At 45.5% G+C, this 21,722-nt stretch carries 18 protein-coding genes; 5 read left to right on the top strand and 13 right to left on the bottom strand.

Annotated elements, in window-relative coordinates:
• Window position 1 precedes the first annotated feature (1 nt).
• Window positions 2–787 carry an ABC transporter ATP-binding protein gene (locus AC53GJ_RS10340; RefSeq protein ID WP_496732596.1) on the bottom strand — a complete coding sequence of 262 codons (786 nt, stop codon included), beginning with the start codon at window positions 785–787 and terminating at the stop codon, window positions 2–4.
• Complete coding sequence (locus AC53GJ_RS10335) at window positions 784–1,713, bottom strand: DUF3025 domain-containing protein (RefSeq protein ID WP_496732595.1); 930 nt, start codon at window positions 1,711–1,713, stop codon at window positions 784–786. The genes AC53GJ_RS10340 and AC53GJ_RS10335 overlap by 4 nt, the downstream gene beginning before the upstream one ends.
• Window positions 1,714–1,880: 167 nt before the next feature.
• On the opposite strand from AC53GJ_RS10335, the gene asnB reads away from it, so the two are divergent.
• The 5 genes from asnB (at window position 1,881) to fghA (ending at window position 8,294) form a co-directional block, all read left to right on the top strand.
• Window positions 1,881–3,545 carry an asparagine synthase B gene (asnB, locus tag AC53GJ_RS10330; protein WP_496732594.1) on the top strand — a complete coding sequence of 555 codons (1,665 nt, stop codon included), beginning with the start codon at window positions 1,881–1,883 and terminating at the stop codon, window positions 3,543–3,545.
• A gap of 246 nt (window positions 3,546–3,791) precedes the next feature.
• A complete protein-coding gene (locus AC53GJ_RS10325) occupies window positions 3,792–5,927 on the top strand; it encodes a hypothetical protein (protein WP_496732593.1) in 2,136 nt (711 codons plus the stop codon).
• Window positions 5,920–6,225 carry a VF530 family protein gene (locus AC53GJ_RS10320; protein WP_496732592.1) on the top strand — a complete coding sequence of 102 codons (306 nt, stop codon included), beginning with the start codon at window positions 5,920–5,922 and terminating at the stop codon, window positions 6,223–6,225. Before AC53GJ_RS10325 ends, AC53GJ_RS10320 begins: the two co-directional genes overlap by 8 nt.
• A gap of 73 nt (window positions 6,226–6,298) precedes the next feature.
• The gene (locus tag AC53GJ_RS10315) at window positions 6,299–7,408 is read left to right on the top strand and encodes an S-(hydroxymethyl)glutathione dehydrogenase/class III alcohol dehydrogenase (RefSeq protein WP_496732783.1); all 1,110 of its coding nucleotides are present in this window, start codon (window positions 6,299–6,301) and stop codon (window positions 7,406–7,408) included.
• Between the two features lie 43 nt (window positions 7,409–7,451).
• Complete coding sequence (fghA, locus tag AC53GJ_RS10310; protein WP_496732591.1) at window positions 7,452–8,294, top strand: S-formylglutathione hydrolase; 843 nt, start codon at window positions 7,452–7,454, stop codon at window positions 8,292–8,294.
• Between the two features lie 126 nt (window positions 8,295–8,420).
• Here the strand turns inward: fghA and AC53GJ_RS10305 are convergent, their stop codons facing one another.
• The 11 genes from AC53GJ_RS10305 to AC53GJ_RS10255 all read right to left on the bottom strand — a co-directional run bounded on the left by AC53GJ_RS10305 (window position 8,421) and on the right by AC53GJ_RS10255 (window position 21,700).
• The gene (locus AC53GJ_RS10305) at window positions 8,421–9,023 is read right to left on the bottom strand and encodes a S9 family peptidase (protein WP_496732590.1); all 603 of its coding nucleotides are present in this window, start codon (window positions 9,021–9,023) and stop codon (window positions 8,421–8,423) included.
• Window positions 9,024–9,078: 55 nt separating this feature from the next.
• Entirely contained in the window at window positions 9,079–10,410 is a 1,332-nt protein-coding gene (locus AC53GJ_RS10300; protein ID WP_496732589.1) for a sensor histidine kinase, read from the bottom strand.
• 2 nt (window positions 10,411–10,412) lie between these two features.
• Window positions 10,413–11,834: a sigma-54-dependent transcriptional regulator gene (locus AC53GJ_RS10295; RefSeq protein WP_496732588.1), complete on the bottom strand. Its 1,422-nt coding sequence runs from the start codon at window positions 11,832–11,834 to the stop codon at window positions 10,413–10,415.
• A gap of 68 nt (window positions 11,835–11,902) precedes the next feature.
• On the bottom strand, window positions 11,903–14,302 hold the full coding sequence (locus tag AC53GJ_RS10290; RefSeq protein ID WP_496732587.1) for an ABC transporter permease: 2,400 nt from the start codon (window positions 14,300–14,302) through the stop codon (window positions 11,903–11,905).
• Window positions 14,302–15,024, bottom strand: a complete 723-nt coding sequence (locus tag AC53GJ_RS10285) for an ABC transporter ATP-binding protein (protein ID WP_496732586.1) — start codon at window positions 15,022–15,024, stop codon at window positions 14,302–14,304. The genes AC53GJ_RS10290 and AC53GJ_RS10285 overlap by 1 nt, the downstream gene beginning before the upstream one ends.
• 15 nt (window positions 15,025–15,039) lie before the next feature.
• On the bottom strand, window positions 15,040–16,287 hold the full coding sequence (locus AC53GJ_RS10280) for an HlyD family secretion protein (RefSeq protein WP_496732585.1): 1,248 nt from the start codon (window positions 16,285–16,287) through the stop codon (window positions 15,040–15,042).
• Window positions 16,288–16,606: 319 nt separating this feature from the next.
• Window positions 16,607–16,822 carry a hypothetical protein gene (locus AC53GJ_RS10275; RefSeq protein WP_496732584.1) on the bottom strand — a complete coding sequence of 72 codons (216 nt, stop codon included), beginning with the start codon at window positions 16,820–16,822 and terminating at the stop codon, window positions 16,607–16,609.
• Window positions 16,806–17,552, bottom strand: a complete 747-nt coding sequence (locus AC53GJ_RS10270) for a reverse transcriptase domain-containing protein (protein ID WP_496732583.1) — start codon at window positions 17,550–17,552, stop codon at window positions 16,806–16,808. The genes AC53GJ_RS10275 and AC53GJ_RS10270 overlap by 17 nt, the downstream gene beginning before the upstream one ends.
• A 771-nt stretch (window positions 17,553–18,323) precedes the next feature.
• Window positions 18,324–19,457 carry a cupin-like domain-containing protein gene (locus AC53GJ_RS10265; RefSeq protein ID WP_496732582.1) on the bottom strand — a complete coding sequence of 378 codons (1,134 nt, stop codon included), beginning with the start codon at window positions 19,455–19,457 and terminating at the stop codon, window positions 18,324–18,326.
• A 66-nt stretch (window positions 19,458–19,523) separates the two neighbouring features.
• Complete coding sequence (locus tag AC53GJ_RS10260; protein ID WP_496732581.1) at window positions 19,524–20,879, bottom strand: FAD-dependent oxidoreductase; 1,356 nt, start codon at window positions 20,877–20,879, stop codon at window positions 19,524–19,526.
• Complete coding sequence (locus AC53GJ_RS10255; protein ID WP_496732580.1) at window positions 20,876–21,700, bottom strand: DUF6875 domain-containing protein; 825 nt, start codon at window positions 21,698–21,700, stop codon at window positions 20,876–20,878. The genes AC53GJ_RS10260 and AC53GJ_RS10255 overlap by 4 nt, the downstream gene beginning before the upstream one ends.
• Between the last annotated feature and the right edge of the window lie 22 nt (window positions 21,701–21,722).

Below are 21,722 nucleotides of genomic sequence, written 5' to 3'. Positions count from 1 at the left end.
GTTATGCCTGCTCCTGCGCTAAAGTTTGTAAAAACGCCTGGCGCAAATCACCAGTCGCCGATAACTGTCGAAATTCACTCAGACTGCCATCAAAAGCACTGATGCCCTGATTGATCACCACCACCCGATCACACAAAGCTGCCACTTCATCCAGGTGATGGGTGGAAAATATCACAGGGGTGCCTTGTGCTTTGAGCGACTGAATAAAATCCAGCACCGTTTGCACCGTCATAATATCCAGCCCGGTGGTCGGTTCATCCAGCACCACCACTTTGGGCGAATGCACCACAGCTCTGGCAATCGCGGTTTTTTGTTTCATCCCGGTCGACATATTGTCAGCACGGCGATTGGCAAACTCATGCATCGACAACAAACTAAACAGCTGCTCAATCCGCTCATTTAACGCCGTTTCTGTCATGCCATGTAAACGGCCAAAATAAGCAATATTTTCCCGCGCAGTCAGCCGGCCATACAACCCTGTACTACTGGACAAAAAGCCTAACCTTTTGCGAGCTTCCAGCGGGTTTTTCAGCACATCCCTACCATCAATCAACACTGAACCACGGTCCGGTTGCAAGGCGGTAGAAAGCATCCTGAGCGTCGTGGTTTTACCTGCGCCGTTTGGGCCTAATAACCCAAGCACTTCACCGGCAGCACAGTTAAAACTGACATCGCGCACCGAATGAAACAAAGTGCCACCAAAACGGACATCGGCTTTTTCACTGTCGGATAATTTATGATCTTTGGTCAGCGCGAAGGCTTTGGCCAAATGTTGGATTTGGATCATTCTGACTCCCTGTTATGCAGCAAAGCTGCCCTGCGGTGCAATGGCAAAGGCCGGAAATACTGCTGATCAAGATAAAAATCGGCAGCAGTATTCGCAGCATACCAGCCCGGCACCCCAAGTAATGGCAACGGCGTTAATTGCGCAGCTTGCAATAAAAAATCGCTGTTGGCAATTTGTAAACTAAGTGCGCAGTCAATCACGGCATAACGTTGCCATAATGACAATTGCCAAAAGTCGTCAGCCACCGGCAATGCCAGCAGCTTGCCGGTCAGGCCGATAAAAGGCCGGGTTGCCATTTCATAGTTGGCATGCCCAAACATCAGCGGCATCACTTGCGCTCTGGCTAGGTTTTCCTGAGCAGCCCCGCTGCCAGTGTCATGATCTGCCGCTGTGGTCCAGCAATACCGTTTGGCGACAAAAGCCGACTGCCATTGATGCTGTTGTAATTGCACAATCAGCTCTGTGGCGGCCGGACTATAAGCCAGGATCACACCACATTCGTCCAGCAACGTCAGTTTATTGCGCAGCTTACTGCGCTGTTGCTGGCCATACAGCTTGATTTCCTGCATATGCAACTGGTTGAGCAGCGTTTTAGTGTTGGGCAACAAACACCAGATCAAAGCGCCAAACAAATCATGCCAATTTTGCTGCCGGGTTGGGATTTGACCGGTCTGATGAATAAAAACCTCGTAATAACGCCCATCTGCAGCCAGTACTTCATCCGTCACGAATTGAATCGTTGCCTGCGGCTGGTGTAACGCCAGCCATTGATTAAGTTCAGTCACTGTCGGGAAGTCTGACTGACTGGCAAATGGAAATAATTGGCATAAATCGGCAAACAGTGGATTTGCCGTTAACAGCTCAGTCTGCCAGGTGGCCGGGGCAGTAAAACGTGCATTCTGGTTTTTTGTCGTGACTTCAGACATCCGCTTGTCTCCTGCGCTGAAAACCTCCGGTTGCAGTTACTTCAGTGAAAATGCAAAAAGCGCTTGCAATTTTTGCGGTAAATGGCAGAGTCAGGTCAGTACGTCTTGACGTACATACTGCCAAATTGAATGTTTTTATTCGGATTAAATCTAACGGAGTTTTTATCATGTGTTCGATATTCGGGGTGCTTGACATCAAGACTGATGTTAAAGCCTTGCGCCAACAGGCGCTACAGTTATCTAAGTTATTACGTCATCGTGGTCCAGACTGGTCTGGAGTATGGAATGACAATAATGCCATCCTCGTGCACGAGCGTCTGGCGATTGTAGATACTGAAAATGGCGCGCAACCTCTGATTAATCCAAATCGAAATCACATTCTGGCAGTGAATGGGGAGATTTATAATCACAAGAATTTAGAGAAAAATTTGACTGTTGACTACCAGTTTCAAACCAAATCAGATTGCGAAGTGATTTTGCCTTTGTATCTTGAGCATGGGGCCGATTTTATTGACCAATTACAGGGCATGTTTGCTTTTATCCTGTATGACGCCGAACAACAACGTTATTTAATTGCGCGCGACCATATCGGCATTATTCCGCTTTATTACGGTTACGATGAACATGGTCAGTTGTATGTGGCTTCGGAACTCAAAGCGCTGGTGCCGGTTTGTAAACAAATGCAGGAATTTCCGCCAGGACATTATTTCGACAGCAGAATCGGCAAACTGCAGCCTTACTACAGTCGCGACTGGCAAAGTTATGCTGCCGTGCAAGACAATCCAGCCGATTTAGCTGAATTGAAAACGGCGCTGGAGCAGTCGGTCAAAAGCCATTTGATGTCTGATGTCCCTTATGGTGTATTGTTATCCGGCGGCCTGGACTCCTCGTTAATCTCTGCCATTACCCAGCAATTCGCCCGCAACAGAGTGGAAGATGACGGTCAATCTGAAGCCTGGTGGCCACGGTTGCATTCCTTTGCGGTTGGTCTGGCCGGTTCACCGGATTTAATCGCAGCCCGTAAAGTTGCAGATACTATTGGCACAGTGCACCACGAAGTCTTATTCACAGTGCAGGAAGGCATCGATGCCCTGCGCGACGTGGTGTACTATCTGGAAACTTATGATGTCACCACCATTCGTGCTTCGACCCCTATGTATCTGATGGCACGTAAAATCAAAGCCATGGGGATTAAAATGGTGCTGTCTGGCGAAGGTTCTGATGAGCTGTTTGGTGGTTATTTATATTTCCATAAAGCCCCTAATGCCAAGGAATTCCACGAAGAAACACTGCGTAAACTCGATCGCCTGCATATGTTTGATTGCAACAGAGCGAATAAAGCCATGTCAGCCTGGGGTATTGAAGCCAGGGTGCCGTTCCTGGACAAAAACTTTATGGATGTCGCGATGCGGCTCAATCCACAAGCCAAGATGTGCGGCAACGGCAAAATCGAAAAACATATCCTGCGCCAGGCCTTTGAAGGTTTGTTACCGGATGAAATTTTGTGGCGGCAAAAAGAGCAGTTTTCCGATGGTGTGGGCTACAGCTGGATTGACAGTCTGAAAGCTTTTGCCGAAAAAGAAGTGACGGATCAACAACTGACCACGGCCAGCTTCCGTTTCCCGGTCAATACGCCGGATAGTAAAGAAGCGTATTTGTATCGGGTGATCTTCGAAGAGCATTTCCCGCACAGTGGTGCTATTGCTTGTGTGCCAGGCGGTAAATCTGTCGCTTGTTCGACCCCGGAAGCGCTGGCTTGGGATGCGAAAATGGCGCAACTGACTGATCCATCCGGCCGCGCTGTGCGCGACGTCCACGCCAAAGGTTATTAATTATCCTGCCAACTTTATAGCGGCTCCAGACTGAGCCGCTATAAAGTTCATCCATCACAGTGCAGTCTCCCTATCTAGTTCAGGCCCGCAACTGATCATCTATTTTGGCTTAGTCTTATCCATGCCGCATTTAATCGTCTTCGGTATGCTGAGCTTTATTTTTCTGGTAAATTAGTCGCCTCTTTACTGCCGCTGTTTCTCCGGCGTTGTCTACCGCGTTTATGTTACAGTTTTGTTAGGATAGCTATGAGTCTGACTTGTCGTCGTTTTTGTTTGCTGTTGATAGCTATATCGCTGTCAGCACCCGCCCTGGCCGAGCAGGCCCTGACTGGCAGCTGGATCCGCGATCAGGCGCAACAACCACTGAAAGATCCGCAAACCTCAGGCCTGACCTGGCACCATGATGAACTGTTAAGCCTCGGCGATCAAAGTGCCGATCCGGCACTTCGGATGAAGATTTTCCGGCTTGACCCGGCGACCGCCACTCTGAACAAACCGCCGATTGACATCACCGTCTCTGAGCAGGTGCGCAATAGCTGTTTTGGTGACTATCTGGTCAACTCACCTGATCTGGAAGCCCTGACCTGGGATAGGATCGACGACAAAACGCTGATCACTGTGACTGAAGATGCCAGCCGGGCGCAACTCAGCCCGGCTTGCAGCCGCAAGTATGCCCAAACCAATTCCACCAGTTATCCGACTTTGTTGCTAAAAATCAGTCTAAATGATGATTTTACTGCGGCAGAAATCACCGCCGTCAGGCCAGTACAATTCCCGCTCGACAGTAAAGTGGGCAATTTACCCAATGATGGCATTGAAGGCCTGGCCGTGGATGATTTTCAGAATCTGTATCTGGCATTGGAAAAAAACAGTGCCAGTTTTCCGGCCATTTTCAAAACGCGGCTGACCGCTGATTTTTGGGCCAAAGATAACTTCGTCAAAGTGATCGATGCCAATCTGACATTACCGCCGCTGGATAGCAAAGGCCATCCGATTAATGGCATCGACTTTTTACCCAGTCCGATCCCTGGCCATCCGGGTTATCTGGTGGCGGTGGCGCGCAATGACGATCAGCTCTGGATCTTTGATTTGACCAACAGAGTCGCGCCATATGTGCAGCCACTGAGTTTTTATGTGGCGACCGACAACTCTGGCTTATGCCCTGCTTATGAGCGGATGGTGCAAACTGCGCTGGAAGGCGTGGCGGTGCATGGTAACCGGGTGTATCTGGTGAATGACCCATGGAAACAACATTATCCGGATAATATTCAGTGTGATGTCAATGCCGTGCATTTTCAGCAGATGTCGCCGTTGTTATTCCAACTGGAAGTCGACCCACGCTGGTTCACACTGAGCCGGCCGAAATTGCAGGTCAACTTACCTGGCATCAGTGCTATGGCCAAAATGGAACAGGATCGCTATTTGCTGGTGCAGGATAAAAAAATCGACCAGGGGGGCAGCCGGCTTGGCGTACTGCAACTGACAGAACATGGCATCCAGAGTTATCAGCCGCTGTCCGTCAGCAACTGGCCACAACAACAGGCCTCCAATGATCTGGAGTCCGCCTGTGCCTTACCTGGCCGGCCAGATGAGTTTCTGGCGGCTGAAAGTGGCAGCTGGCATGGAGAATTCGGCCGGTTATTCCATTTTAAAGTACAACAAAATCAAGCCACTATTCTTGGCAGTTATCCATTACCCATTCAACAGGATAACAGTGAACAACAAAGTGGCGATAACTTTGAAGGTCTGGTCTGTGCCGCTAAAGCTGCCAACCGTTATCTGTTGATCCTGGGTGAGCGTGGCGGTCGGGGTAATAGAGGTCAATTGATTGCCGGTGAACTGGATTTAGCCGCCGGCGATATTATCTGGTCTGCCCAAACCTTTGCGGCCCAGCCACCGCTGCCGTTTAGCATGGATCCAAGCCTGCGTGATATTGCCGATCTCTATCTGGAGTCTAATATTCTGTGGGCCAGTGCCGTGCGTGAAGCCAGTGATAATGGCCCATTCAGTTCTATTATTTATCAGATTGCCTTGATTGACGTGCAAGCGGCCCAGCCCATCAGCGTCATCGCCAGCAGTCAGGCGTTCTGGCAGATTGATGGTTTTAAAGTCGAAGCGCTGGCAGCGCCGAGCAATTTAATCGCCGGTAGCAGCCTCGCCATCGGCACTGAAGATGAACATTTTAACGGCCAATGGCGGGCTTTATTTGCGCCGCATGGGCAATCGCCGGTGATCCCTTGGCAATTGCCGGCAGTGGCCGCCGAACCTGTGCCAGTGCAAACAGCGCCGGCAGCCCCTGCCCAACCGGCCAGCGGCAAAACGGCGCTTAGCACGGCAGACAAGCCTAACCAAGCCAGCCAGAGTGGAGCTCAACATGACTGAAGACATCAGCACCAAAGTGCCTGCCACTGCTGCTGGCAGCACGGTAGCGGCAGATCTTAGCCGCAGTCAGCCGAAAAACCCCTTGCATGGTTTTACGCTGGAGCAAATTTTATTGGCCTTGTTGGCGCATTATGGTGGTTATCCAGCGCTTGCCAGGCAAGTGAAGCTAAAATGTTTCAGTGAAAACCCAAGTTTAAAATCCAGTTTGAATTTTTTACGTAAAACGGCTTGGGCCCGAACTGAAGTTGAACAATTATTTATCCGGCTTGCGTTATATCGTCAGGGCAGCCAGGGTTAATCCCCCTGTGCTGGCTCATCTCCACCACAGCTTGTGACTGCTGGTGCTTTTCTGAGGAATAATTATGAACATGATTAAAACCCGTGCTGCCGTTGCCTGGGGTCCAGGTCAGCCATTATCGATTGAAGAAGTGGATCTGATGCCACCGCAACAAGGTGAAGTACTGGTGCGATTGATCGCAACCGGCGTTTGCCATACCGATGCCTATACCCTATCGGGCGCCGATTCAGAAGGTAAATTCCCTTGTATTCTGGGCCACGAAGGTGCAGGTATAGTGGAAGCAGTCGGACCAGGCGTCAGCAGCGTGGCGGTTGGCGATCATGTGATCCCGCTGTATACACCAGAATGTGGCCAATGTAAGTTCTGTTTAAGTGGTAAAACCAACCTCTGTCAGGCCATTCGCAGCACTCAGGGCCAGGGGCTGATGCCAGACGGCACCACGCGTTTTTCTAAAGATGGTCAACCGATTTACCACTATATGGGCACCTCGACATTCAGCGAATACACGGTATTACCTGAAATTGCGCTGGCTAAAATTAATAAAGCAGCGCCACTGGAAAAAGTCTGTCTGCTTGGTTGTGGTGTCACCACCGGCATGGGCGCAGTGATGAATACCGCCAAAGTTCAGCCTGGTGATACTGTGGCGGTGTTTGGCCTCGGTGGTATTGGTTTATCCGCTATTATCGGCGCTGTGATGGCCAAAGCCGGTCGCATTATTGCCATTGATATCAACGAATCGAAGTTTGATATTGCGTTGAAATTAGGCGCCACTGATGTGATCAACCCGCAGAAATTCGACAAGCCCATTCAGGATGTGATTGTCGAAATGACTGACGGTGGCGTAGATTTCTCGTTTGAATGTATCGGTAATGTCAATGTGATGCGTTCGGCATTGGAATGCTGTCATAAAGGCTGGGGTGAATCTGTCATTATCGGTGTCGCACCAAGCGGCGCTGAAATCTCCACCCGTCCTTTCCAACTGGTGACAGGCCGGGTGTGGCGTGGTACTGCTTTTGGTGGCGTCAAAGGCCGCAGCGAATTGCCGGATTATGTGGAGCGTTATCTGCAGGGTGAGTTTGAGCTGGATACTTTTATCACGCACACCATGCCACTGGAACAAATTAATGAAGCCTTTGAGCTGATGCACCAGGGCAAATCGATCCGCACCGTTATTCATTTTTAACCCTGACGGGCAGAGCGCTGCTCTGCCCACTGTTGGAGTTACCATGTCATTACAACAAATCTCCAGTCAGCACTGCTTCGGTGGCTGGCAGCAACGTTATCAACATCAGTCGGAGCTGCTCAATTGCAGCATGCAGTTTTCAGTATTTTTACCGCCAGCGGCCGCCAAACATCCGGTGCCAGTGTTGTACTGGTTATCCGGCCTGACGTGCACAGACGAGAACTTTTCCAGCAAAGCTGGCGCCCAGCGGATTGCGGCTGAACTCGGTATTGCTTTAGTGATGCCAGATACCAGCCCGCGTGGCGAGCAAGTACCAGATGCAGCAGATGCGGCTTATGACTTAGGCTTAGGTGCTGGCTTTTATGTCAATGCCACTGAGCAACCCTGGCTGGATAATTATCAGATGTATGACTACATCAGTCTGGAATTACCGGCTTTATGCGAAGCTGAATTACCCTTTAGCAGCAGACGCAGTATTAGTGGCCATTCGATGGGTGGTCATGGTGCGCTGGTGATGGCATTACGCCAACCAGAACGTTTTTGCTCAGTGTCCGCTTTTGCACCTATTGCCAATCCAACGCAGTGTGACTGGGGCAAAAAAGCGTTTACCGCTTATTTAGGCGCTGATCAAGCAAGCTGGGCTGCCTACGATGCCAGTCTGTTGTTGGCCGCCAGCTATTGCCCGTTACCGATATTGGTCAGCCAAGGCGATGCCGATCAGTTTCTGGCCAGCCAGCTTAAACCTGAAACCCTGTTAGCAGCTGCCGCCCAGAGTGGCTCCGCCATCCAGTTGGAAACTCAGCCGGGTTATGATCACAGCTACTATTTTATTGCCAGTTTTATCGAGCAGCATTTGCGCTTTCACGCGGCGTATTTATCTGACTAAGGCATGCAGCCCTGCGAGTTTCCGATCGCAAGGCTGTCCCATCCATAGCTAGATACAAAAAAGTCGGCGCGAGCGCCGACTTTTGCATGCGCTGCCAAGACCTTCGGCCATTGGCACTTGAGCTGATTATTTTGCCGTGTGTTGTTTCATCCAGGCAAAAATTTCGTTGTACCAACGCTCAGCATTGGCTGGTTTTAAGATCCAGTGATTTTCATCCGGAAACAATACCAGTTTGGAATCAATGCCTTTGCGCTGTAAGGTGGTAAAAGCCGCCAGACCTTGGGCATAGGGCACCCGATAATCTTTCAGGCCATGGATCACCAGCATCGGCGTTTTCCAGTTATCCACTAAGGCCGCCGGGTTAAACTTGTGATAATCGCCCTCTTTATTCCAAACCGGACCACCCATGTCATGTTCAGGGAACCACAGCTCTTCAGTGCTACCGTAAAACGATGGCATATCAAATAAACCGGCATGATTGACCAGACACTTAAAACCAGTTGGCCAGTTACCGGCAATCCAGTTCATCATATAGCCGCCATAAGAAGCACCCAAGGCACAAGCATTGCTACCATCTAACCAAGGTTGATCCTGGGTAATAAAAGCCATGCCTTTTTGTAAGTCTTCCAGTGGCTTGCCACCCCAGTCCCGGCTGATCGAGTCGGTAAAGGCCTGACCATAACCGGTAGAACCATCATAATCCTTTTGCAAAAGGCTGAATCTGATCATATGCGGGTTCTTGGGTCAACCACATGTTCTATTTGGATAAAAACCGTTTATGCTCTTAGCCTGATCCGTCTGCCAACATCGGCAGTTTAATACTGGCTATAGCGCCGCTACCCATGTTGTTATTAGTCAGCGTCAGCTCACCGCCATGCTGCTCAATAATATTCCTGCAGATAGTCAGGCCTATACCTTGCCCGCCTGGTGTTGTAGTGTAATAAGGGACAAAAATATTACTCACATTCTCAATACCAATACCATTATCTGTAATATCAAGATGTATTCTCCTAGCCAACGCATAACAACTTACATTAATGACTTTTTCTAGTCCTCCTTTTTTCATTATTGACTGCTGTGCATTATTAATCAGGTTTAACAAAACCTGTTCAATAAGGACAGGATCTGCATTTAATATTTCGTTCTGAATGTCAAAATTGAACGCAACATCAGGATACAAACCAGACATTGACAGCAAAACATCTTTTACATTAAACGGAGTTTTACTTATTTCGTAGACATAACCAAGCGTACTGTACTGAGAAATAAATTTTGATAAACTTCTACCCCGAGCACAAATAACATTTAACATTTCCTTTTGCAGCGGGTCAACACAAACGTCAGCCAGTTCCTGAGATAATGCGACTATTGGAGTTAAAGAATTTTTTATTTCATGACTCAGCACCCTCACAACTTCCTGCCAGGATTTAGTTTGCATATCTCTTAGTTCACGGCTAATGTCAGTAAAGATTAACAGCTGATGTTCACCAACAGAATCTTTATAAAAACTGGAACGAATTTTGTACTTAATATTTGTCGAGTCGTTGTCAAACAACCAGTAATTTTTATGCTTAGATAATCCCAAATGACCGATGGGTGTCAGGCGAATCATCCGCCAGTCTTTCCCAAGCCAGCGCGAAAATGCGGCATTACCATGAATAAGCCTGCCTTCAGCATCGAGTAGTAAAACAGGGCTATCCAGTTGTTTGATCAGACTATGCACCAGCAAATTTTTCTCATCAAAACGTCTTTTTTTATTGCGAAAATCAGTTGAAAACTCATTTATCTCAGAAAATATTTTTTCGATAACGCCGTATTTATAACCAGGAAAAAAAGTTACAGAGTAATCATCAACTTTAATTGCCTCTATAGCCTCCATAATTCTGAAATATGGTGACATTAATTTTTTTTTGACCCAGAAATACATAAAAATCAAAAACAATAATATAAACAACATTGATGTAGTTAATGCTAATTGACTTAAGCCAAGCAACCATAAAAAAGAAAAGCTTATTAAAAAAAATGAGACACTGAAAAACAAAATAAAAGATTTAATAAAGAATTCCAGACTGTCTATTTTAAGCAGGTTTAGGAATTCACAAAATTTGTCATTCATGTTCAGGAATATTCTTTTGGCGTAATGTTGTACTTTTCCAGCCGACGATATAAAGCACTTTTACTGAGACCTAGCAGTATTGCGGCTTCAATTGTCTGGCCCTGACTGCTTAGCAATGCCTGCTCAATAAGCTGTCTTTCAGCTTGCTCAATAGTCATTAGCGGTAACGCCGAAATTGTTTTATTTTCGCTGGCGGAGTTCTCTGGCAAGATACCTTTCACTACGAGTTGTTCCATGCTTATTGTTGAATCTGTCGAAAATAACACAATTCTTTCTAAAATATGGCTTAATTCGCGTAAATTCCCTGGAAAGTCATAATTGGCCAAGCGTTCCAAAGCACAAGGAAGTAATTTGACAAGTGGTTTATTATAACGCTGACAATGTTTCACGATCATCATGTTTGCTAATTCCGGGATGTCCTCACGACGATTTCGTAAGGCAGGAACCTGCAGTTCAATGGTATTCAGCCGAAAGTATAAATCCTGCCGGAACTGACCTTGAGAAATAAGTCGTTCAAAACTGGCATTTGTGGCACTTATCAGTCGAACATTTGCCCTTGCAGTAATGCTGGATCCAACCCGCTCATAATGACCTGACTCTAACACCCGCAGTAACTTTGCTTGTGAAGCTGGCGCTATATTTGCTATTTCATCCAGAAACAAGGTGCCATGTTCTGCCAACTCAAAGCGGCCAACCCTGGGTTGATCTGCACCAGTAAAAGCACCTTTGACATGACCAAACATCTCACTTTCAAACAAATGTTCGGAAATAGCGCCCATGTTCACTTCTACATAATGAGTATTTCTTTCATCGAAAGATTGGTGGGCATGGTGCTGATGGTATAAATGATGAACATACTGCGCCAGAGTACTTTTTCCTGTGCCATTTTCCCCGGTTAACAGCAAAGTGACATCAGTGCATGCAATGTCGTCCAGTTTGCTTTTTAACGCTTTCATGGCTGCAGAATGTGCAACCAGTTGAATTGGTTTTTCCTGCTCCCGGACATACTGTTGCAATTTAAGATTTTGTTTTTCTAAACGGCCCAATTTCAGCGACTGTCGGATCACTTGCAACAATCTTTGGTTATCCCAGGGTTTTTCAATAAAATCATCAGCTCCAATTTTGAGGGTGCTGACAACCAGCTCAACCGCTGCCCATCCAGTCACCACCACTACGGGTAAGGATTGATCTAACTCTTTTATTTTTCTTAAACAATACAACCCCTCTTCACCGGATGAGGTATCTCTGGAAAAATTCATATCCAGTATTACCAAATCAACAGGCTCAGATTTAAGGAGTTCAATGCCCTGCATCGGGCTATCAGCTTCTTTCACTTCAAAGCCATGATTCGTTAGCAAAAACCGGACACTTAACCTAATATCAGCATTATCATCAATAACAAGCACTATTTTTTTATTTGGCATTTGATTTTTATTGTTTAGTAAAACTACCCGTTTGTGATGGCGGGTAGCTTTTGAGTTGTGATTGCCGACTATTCGTTGCGGAGTGCTTTTATCGGATCGCTCCGGACAATATTGTTAACTGGTAAATAACAAGCTAACAAAGAGAATACTAAAAGCAAAATCAACGAAGCTCCCACCTGCACTGCATCAGGCTGGCTCAGCCCCGTGACTTGGCTGTTGGCCAAGCCATAGAGTACTACGGAAAGCAGCAGGCTGATCCCAAGCCCGATTAAAATTGGGTTCATCGCATCTTTTAACACCATCGCAATAATCCGTTTTTTCTTAGCCCCCAGAGCCATCCTTACCCCCATCTCATAACGTCGCATCTGAGTAGAGTAACTGATCACTCCATAGATACCAGTACATGCTAGGATTAAAGCAAATAAGCTTAATGCTCCGGCCAGCCAGGCGGATAAACGGTACTTGTAGACCAAATCCCTAGCCGTTTGCTCCAACACAAGATATTGCTGGATATTCAAACTTGGGTCAATAGTCCTGAGTTGTTGAAGGATATCAAGTTTCGAGAAGGATGACTGATCTTTCAGCTTTATAAGTAAATTAATATCTGTAGCTTTGTAGGTGAAATAAAAATAGGGTTCACCATTAGATACACTGAAATAATCGCCAACAACTCCAACAACTGTAAAAGCCTGACCTTTCGAATTATATATACGCTTTTCAACAACATCCGTCTCGCCAAATATTGTTTGCGCCATTGATTTACTCAGTATCACCACTTTTTCATGGTCTACAACCTCTTCCCGGCTGAAATTCCGTCCATGCAACAGCGGTAATTGAACTATATCCATGAAATTTTCATCCACAGTATTGTACAAAAATCCACCAATCATTTTTTTACTCTCATCATACACAAACGTACCATAGTGCCCTTGCATGATGGGTGAAATTCGAGTGTTTGCTATTTTAGCAACCTGCGGCAACTGACTGAAACGTTCTCTTATTTCTGCTGCAAGTGTTTCTTTCTGGGCCTCAGTTGTGTAATTTTTCTCAGCATCAACTTCAACACTAATTACATTTTCAACATCAATTCCGAGCGGATGATTTGCTGTTGCCAGACTCAACTGTAACACCATCGAAGAGGCAACAATCAGTAATCCGGTCAAAGCGGTCTGCGACGCAATCAGTACCTGCCGGACTTTAGGCGAAACCTGTGCACTGGTACCTTTACCACTCGAATTCAATTGCTCTTTTAAAGCATCATAATTCACAGTAAATCGGCCACAAAAAGCCAGTAATGCCGCTAATAATAAAGCGATCACAACACTGAATATCACTGTTGGGAGGTCCAGCCCTAATTCAGATAATCGTGGCAAGGTGCCGTAGGCAAATTCTTTTATAAATGTAAGTAACCAGGTAGCCAGCAGTATGGCAAACAATGTCGATGACATAGTAAGAACCAGGCTTTCAACAAACAAGCGCTTAAATATTAACTTAGGTTTCGCACCTAAACAGGCACAGATTGCCAACGTTTGTTGCTTCTTATTAATATGTGACAGGTATAAGTTTGTTACGTTGACAAAGGCAATCAATAAAAGAACAAAAGCACCAGCCAGAATCATAGTGGTAATTGTTCCGCTGTCGCCTTTAATATTTTCCTCCAGCAGCATGAGTCGTGCACTAAGTTCGGCATCTTTATATAAGTGAGCTTCCGAACCTGTTTTAATAAATTCGTCAAATATTGATGTAAGACGCGAGCCAATTTGTTCAATATTATTTCCTGGCACTATCTGTACCAGTGTCAGCAAGTTAGTTGTTGCAGCACCAGCATTGAGCGCGTTTAACTGACTAAAAGCTGCCGGAATATAGATATCACTGGCATCGGGTTGAAAAAGCAGCGGTTCTTTAAAGTCTTTTTTTAACACTCCTACAACTTTGAACTGCATCCGTTCGAATTCCAAGCTTTGACCGATAATATCTTCTCTACCAAGAAAATAGCGTTGCCAGGTGTCATAACTGATCACAGCTTCCGGCGGGGCCGAACTCAAGTCATCACTTTTGGAGAAACCTCTGCCAATTTCAAATGGCACTGATAATATTTCGAAAAACTCATAAGTAACATGTAAAGAATTTAACCTTGGTTCACTTTCAGTGCTGGCAAGTATGCCCCGCCCTCTGAGGAGTAAAGCAGAAGGCAAAAATTCTTTGCTTTTTTTATACATTTGTACCTGGGCATCAATATGCTGCTTACCCCTTCTGTGATTCCCTTCACGTTTTATTTCCTGATCCAAGATGTATAACTGTTCTGTGTTTTGATAAGGCAATCCTTTAAACATAATCACATTGTTTAAATTAAAGGCTGCGATCAAAGCTCCCAGAGTCAATGCCAGAGTAAAAACCAAGGTAAAAACAAACATCGGATATTGTTTAAGCCCGGCAGCGGCATGAAGGACTTCATGTTTTAACTTCATCAGCACGCCTCCTCTAATCCATGCGCAGAAGCCATCTCTCCATCCAGTAAATGCAGTCGGGTATTGGCAAACTCGGCATATCGGGAATCATGGGTAACCATACAAATGGTCGTTCCTGCCCGATTAAGCTGTTTGAGTAATGCCATCACTGCATCGCCATTTTTTGAATCGAGGTTACCTGTGGGTTCATCCACCAGTAATATTGCCGGCGAACCGACCAGAGCTCTGGCAATGGCAACCCTTTGCTGCTGACCACCTGACAACTGATTCGGTCTGTGACCTGCGCGGTGTGCCATATCCACCTGCTGCAAGGCGTTTTGTACCGCCTGAGTTATTTCAGCTTCGGTTACTAACTTTCCATGTTCATCCGGCTCACGATAGCGCAATGGAAGTGCTACATTTTCGAACACACTCAACTCATCGATTAAGTTAAATGACTGGAAAATGAAACCAATACTTTTATTGCGGATTTCAGCACGCTGATCAACATCAAGTCGGCTGACATCATTATTGCCAATAATATATTTACCACCTGAGGCAGTATCTAATAATCCCATAATAGCCAACAGCGATGATTTACCGCAGCCAGAAGGGCCAGAGATAGAGACAAAATCTCCCTGATAAATGGTCAGATTGACCCCACGCAGTGCATGTGTCTCCAGTTCATCGGTACGAAATACTTTAGTTATTTTCGTTAATTGCAAGCATATTGATTTCGTCATAATAATGTCCTTATTTCAATTAATTTTAATCAGCGGTTGTTCGGCAAAGTTACGCATGTCACTCAGAATAAAACTGTCGTTGATTTCAGCACCAGATTTTATCTGAATAAACTCGCCACTTTTGGCACCGAACTCCAGCCAGGCTAATTGTGCTGTTTGATTTGTGGTATTCACTTTAAAAATTTGCTGCTTTGAATTTTGAGTACTGTTCACTGGTGATTTAATGTAAAGAGCATTTTTTAGCTCACCTAATTTGATTTTTGCTTCCACGTTCATAGAAGGACGGGCATTAAGTGGCAACTTTCCGATAAGATTGATTTCAACTTCAACATTTCCTTCTTTTACCACAGGATCAATCCGACGCACCAAACCTTCAGCCCCTCCCCCACGCGTATCTATAGTCGCTGGCATCCCCGCTTCCATCCCATGTACATCCCGCTGAGGGACCTGTACCACAGCAATCAGCTCATCAGTACCGCCCACCAGTGCAAGTTGACCACCAGCTGTCACACTTTGCCCCAGTTCAACCGGCAGTCCCTGTAATACTCCATGGATGCCAGCCCTGACCGCTAAACGGCTCTGCTGCTCTTTTGCTAATTCAAGTAAGCTGGTTTTTTCATCAATTTGTTCTTGTTGGATCTGACGGCTTTGCTGATGCAGTCCTGCCAGTTGTGCCAACATTTCTTTACTGTTAGCCAAGCGTACTGTTAATTTATCAAATTCAGCCTGAGTTTCTAACAGAGTGAGCTGAGAGACGGCTCCCAGCTTTGCTACAGCCGTCAGCGATTTTAATTTTGCTTTAACCACTTCGAGATCTGACATTAATTCGGACTGAGCATTATTTGCTTCCATTCTTTCTTTTTCTTGTGCCAGTATCAGATGTTTTAACACTGCTTTTTGCGTGTTCAACGCTAGCTCCGCATTAATTCCACCCTGTATGATTTCAGGATTCGACATTTTCAGGATGACACTGTCTGGGGTAACTATAGCGCCAGGTCTCAGTACTATTTCTTCGATCACTGCAGCATAGGGTGCGGTCAGAAAACGTTGTACTTTAGACTCAAGGACGCCAAAGCCGGCAACTTCAAGAGTTAAATCTCCCTGCTTCACCTGACCGAGCCAAAGTTGCGTTGCGTTTATTTTACTGTTGGCAGCAGGCTGCAGATAGAAATAAACTGTAAAACCAATGGTTAAGACGACTGCAGCTATCGCCACATGCCATTTTTTTAAATTTCTCCGACTTGCACTGACTTTGATATCCATGTTTATTTACCTTTGATACATTTGCATAATACAAAGCAAAAACTGTTCCAAACTTAACCATATGATTTATATAAAAAATAAAATATAACATGGCGATTTTTGTTAAAATTCCCGGAATCGAACTGACTGAATTAATGGAAATGGGAATTCAGGTCTGGGTTTAGCGATCGACTGAAACCTCGCAGCGGCCTTACGCTGAGCACAACTGCGGCAAAGCACCAAAAGCGATATCCGCTGTGTTATATTGAGTAAGAGGCGGGATCACTCCCGCCGTCCTCTCACACCACCGTACGTGCGGTTCCGCATCCGGCCGTTCATGTTAACACTGGAACTGTCGGTGACATTCCAGCAATGATACTAATCCCAGTCGGTCGAACCAGCTCTTCTTGAAGCCCTGATTCATATGACTGGCACCAGAGTTCCACCAAGCACCACGCTGGTTCCACGCTGACGCCCATGCTCTGACTTCCATCAGTCGGAAGTAACTCATCCACCCGCGCGGTACTGGTATCAGTTCACTAATCGCTTTTGCCACTGATTTTGAACCATTTCCCGTGGTGAGCGTTCTGATTTTCTCTTTTAGCCTCGCCACGCTGCTGGCTGCAATTTTTCAGTCGGACCACTTTGTGCCATGTGAAGCTGTAGCCAAGGAACTTGCGTGTCCATGGCCTTGCCACTGCACTCTTCTGTGCATTTACCTGTAGTTTCAGTGTTTTTGCTAAGAATCCACTGAGGTCTTTTAGTAGATGTTCGCCCGCCTTTTGACTGCTGACATAAATGTTGCAGTCATCGGCATAGCGGCAGAAGCTGTGGCCTCGCCGCTGCAGCTCTTTATCCAGTTCATCCAGCAGGATATTCGAAAGCAGCGGTGACAGTGGGCCACCTTGCAGCATACCTTTATTGCGTTTTAACACCTCTTTCCCATCCACCATCTCTGCTTCCAGATACCGGCGGATGAGTTTCAGTAACCGCTCGTCTTTGATGATTCTGGCCAGCCTCGACATCAGGATGTCGTGGTCGACCCGGTCAAAGAATTTCTCCAAATCCATGTCGACGACCCAGCGTTTGCCGCTATGAATGAACTGCTGCGCTTGGCGCACCGCTTGCCACGCATTGCGGTTTGGTCTGAAGCCGTAACTCGAATTTGAGAACGTCGGTTCCACATAAGGTGTTAATGCTTGTGCTATCGCTTGCTGGATAAGCCGGTCTACTACGGTTGGAATGCCCAGTGTTCTCACATCGCCGTTTGGCTTTGGGATATCCACTTTGCGAATTGCCCGTGGCAGATAGCTCCCTACAATCAGTCAACTTTTGATAGTCGGCAGATGCAGTATCAGCCATGGTCTTAACACCGATACGCTAAGGTTATCTAACCCCGCCGCAGCTTGCTGCGTTTGTGCATCATCAATCAACATCGAGGTCCAGAGTCCTAATCACAGTTAACTATGTTCAGCCCTTCATGCTGTCGGTTTTCAGCACTACTGCGGTTTCGGCTGAAATCGCCATGGATGGAGTGTATGCCGGAAAATGCCGGGAGCATTTCCGGTCTTCTGAACATCCATCCCAACACCTCCCGATGTTGGTAGCACTGTGGCAGACTGTCAGATCTCTCGGGGTAATTCGCGCGACGTTGTTTATCACATCCTTGTGATAAACCCTTCGGGCTTACGCGCAAATTCGCTCCAAGCGAATTTGTCCTGCTTATACCTGTCGACTGTACGTTGCAGTCTTCTGTGCAAGTATTGGGCTTTAGTGATAATAGCCACCTTACCCTGCTACAACGCCTGAGCCACTTCCTGTTCGTCAGGCTAGCATTTTGCTTACAGCTTCATTCAGATCCTACCTCGCGATAGGCACCCTTGCCGTTCAGCTAACACTTCCCCTTGCCGGGTGTGTAGAGGACTTACACCTCCAAGTCACCGGTTTAACTACCACAGTCAAACCAGTTGCGCTTACGCGCAACGCGCCGTGCCCGGCGCACCAAATGAAAAATGTGTTTTAATGCACATCTTTATCAGAAGGGTAATTGAGGTATATCAACTGATTTCAGTAGCCACCGGGCATTTTTGCTGCTGTTGCAATAATTCAGCAATATCTGTATAGCCCGACTGTTCGGCAAGTGCGAAAGCCTCGCCATTTTTATCTGTGGCACCATATTTTAATAACAACCTGACAATATTATTGCTCTGCCTTTCCGTTGCAAGACTTAATGCACTCGCACCTTTACGGTAGTGTACACTTTCTACATTTGCATTTGCGCCGGACTTCAACAATGCTTCTGTCAAGTTATCGAAACCTTTTATTATCGCTTTAAGCAAAATAATATCACCTTCATACACTTGGTGATTAATATCAAAGCCACGATCAAGATGTTTTTTTACCTGAACTACCAAAGTCTCAACATCCATATATTCAATACCCACATTTTCAATCACATCAAACCGCAGCCACCAAAAATTAACATTTATACAAGGTGTAATTGATGTAAACTGGTGCCACCATCCTGGCGGAAGAAATAACATATCGCCTTGCTCAAGAACAAATTTGATTGGTATAGCTCTGGTGAATAACGGAAATTTTTCAGCATCGACATTATTTATATCCACTTGACTGACATGATTTTTTTTGACTTCAGTTTTTGCATACAAGTAAGGACTATCTAAAGGCGAGTAAATAATTCCTTCCTTACGACCTGCAAGTTGTAGCAGAAAATTTGGGGAAGTGTCGTAGTGTAATTGTGTGGTACAACCTGCTTCACCTACCCATAATTTTCGATCATGTACACAATCTGATGATATCAACCAGCGTGGATTACATAGACCATCAAAAAGCTCTGGAAAATCTTTGTTAATATTACCAGCTTGCAGATAATAAGTACCTGGTTCAGCATGTGGGAAACGGATCAAGTTAGCCAATTGACTAAATGGCATTATCTTTTCCTGGAAACGACCTTCAATAGTAAAATCATAGTTTCCGACCTCGCAGTAATTAACTTCGACCTCTTTGGAAAAAAGTTTCCCTTCCAAATAATCAAGAGTCCATTCATTGTAACAACCCAGGATGCTTGCTGCGCCTCTGAATATGGCAGGCATACTATTTTGATACAATTCTGAGTTAAAACCGCTTACACTTAACAGTTCTGAATTCTCGATTACTCTTACATATTTCATGATCACCTCATCTACGACTAGTTATTATTTTAATTAAAAAATTTCATTTCACTTTGCAGGTACTGATCAAGACAGCAACATAACCACACTAATACCAATTAGACAAAAAATAGCAGCGCTGCCAACATTGATAACATTATTTTGCCTGCGAGCCCGTTCGCGGGCTTCGGCATATGGGATCGTTGTATGTGCAATCATGGTATAAAGAGGTAACCAAGCCGAAGGGAATAGTTGATTAAGCAGGACATCCAGTTTTTTGCGGGCATGAAACCATGGTGATTGCACCTTTTGTCTGAGCTCAGTAAAATTTTGTTTTGATAACTCCGCTAATGCATCAGTATGAAGTCGCCGTTTTTCTTCATATTTTTTAAATACTGTAGCCAAGTCCGCCGGGCGTTCGGCCAACAAAGCAATTAACATATAACAATCTTCAAACGCAGAATTCATGCCCTGCCCAAAGAAGGGGTATACAGCATGGCAAGCATCCCCCACCAAAACAGCCCAGTCTTCAAAACACCACTGGTTGGTACGGGTAGTGATTAGTGCACCAACTGGATGCCGGTCCCATTGTTCAAGTAAAGATGGCAATAACGGAGTCAAATCAGGAAAATATTTATCTATCAATACACGAACATCTGCTGGCGTATGCAGACATTCAAAGCTGTCTGCTCCTTTAAATGGCAGAAACAAAGTTAATGTATGAGAGCCATCCAGGTTGGGATGGGAAACAAACAAGCAATGATTGCGGGGCCAGACATGTAATGCAGACAACTCAATTACGGATTGCCCATCGCTCCCGGCTTCTAGGGTCAGTTCTTTGTAACCCCACTCCAGGTATTCCTGCTGGTAATCTGCCCGCTCACCATATTGCATTTCTTTACGCATAGTGGAGAAAGCACCATCAGCCCCAATCACCCACGCAGGCGTCACAGTGATAACTCGTCCTTCATTGCTGAATTCCAGCAATCGCTTTGTCTTATCTGCGCTGACAAGCTTGTGATTAAAGTGTAACTTCAGATCTTTATATTGTTCTGAATGATTCAATAGCAAGTTGTTCAGCTCATTCCTGTCGATTGAATGCAGAACTTCGTTGTCATTTTTTCCATATGCCTGGTATTTAGTAGAACCATCAGGGAAATGAATCACTCGGCCACGCATCACAACGGCAGTTTTTAATACGTCCTCTAATAAACCAACTGAAGCTAAAGCTTGCATACCTCTCTTTGACAAACCTAAATTAATTGAACGCCCTGCATTTGCAGACAATGCCCTGGGATCTGATCGTCTTTCATAGACATCGACAGCATAACCTTGCTGCGATAACTTAAGAGCCAGCAACGATCCGGCTAAACCTGCACCGATAATCGCAATACGTTTTTTTTCAATGTGTTTTGTGGATATGTTATTCGTGCTGTATGTCATAATTTAGCCATATCATAATTGTTATTTTGAAATTTCAATCTGATGGGTTCGGAAACTATATCGACTTTCATTTTGTTTATTGCAGTCTCTACCTCTGCATTAACTAAAGCCTGAATCGCCAAGTTTAAGTTGGCCGAACTCAGCGTTCGACTAAGATAGGTCAAATATGAACGCAAATATAATGATCTTTCTTCCGCCGGATAATTATCTGGAAGTAAAAATGGTAAATCGGTATCAACCATATATCGGATCGCCAGCATTGGGATCGGACTTCTCAAGGGTTTAAATTCTGGATTCCGTAGTCCTGGACTTTGATTTTCTTCGTGAAACTCACCAAGCATGAGTCCTGATTCAACAAAATGTTTTTTTAGTTTACTTTGAATACGATCAATGACTGCAGCACCGTACTTTTCCAACGTTGGGAACAATACAATAAACGCCTTATTCATTTTATGCTGCTCACTTGTTGGTTCTGTTGAAAAAAATGCATCCCTGTAATAGTTAATAATCTCTTGTATTCTATCTTCTGTCAAATCACTCTCAGCTACCTGAGTGATCCATATGCTATCCAATTTAATTGACAAGGAAACAAAAGGGCACACCGGACCTTTCCGTCCTAGTTCAGGGTGTGGGCGCGCCAGATACTGATGAACCCAGTTACGAATGGCAGACATAGGCTTTGAATCATTACAATAATCATTGATTGCTGATAATTGCAATAATCTTGGATAGCCATTTCCAGAAATTAAATCTAAACCAAAACCTGTTTTCCCCTCCGCTAAATGCGGACAACGTTTATCTTCTGCTTTTATTTTTTCCATGTCAAAACCTTGAAGGTTATCT

This window comes from Rheinheimera sp. B2H12 (assembly GCF_059620065.1).
Note: the sequence above shows the minus strand (reverse complement) of the source record. Positions and strands in the feature narration are given on the sequence as shown.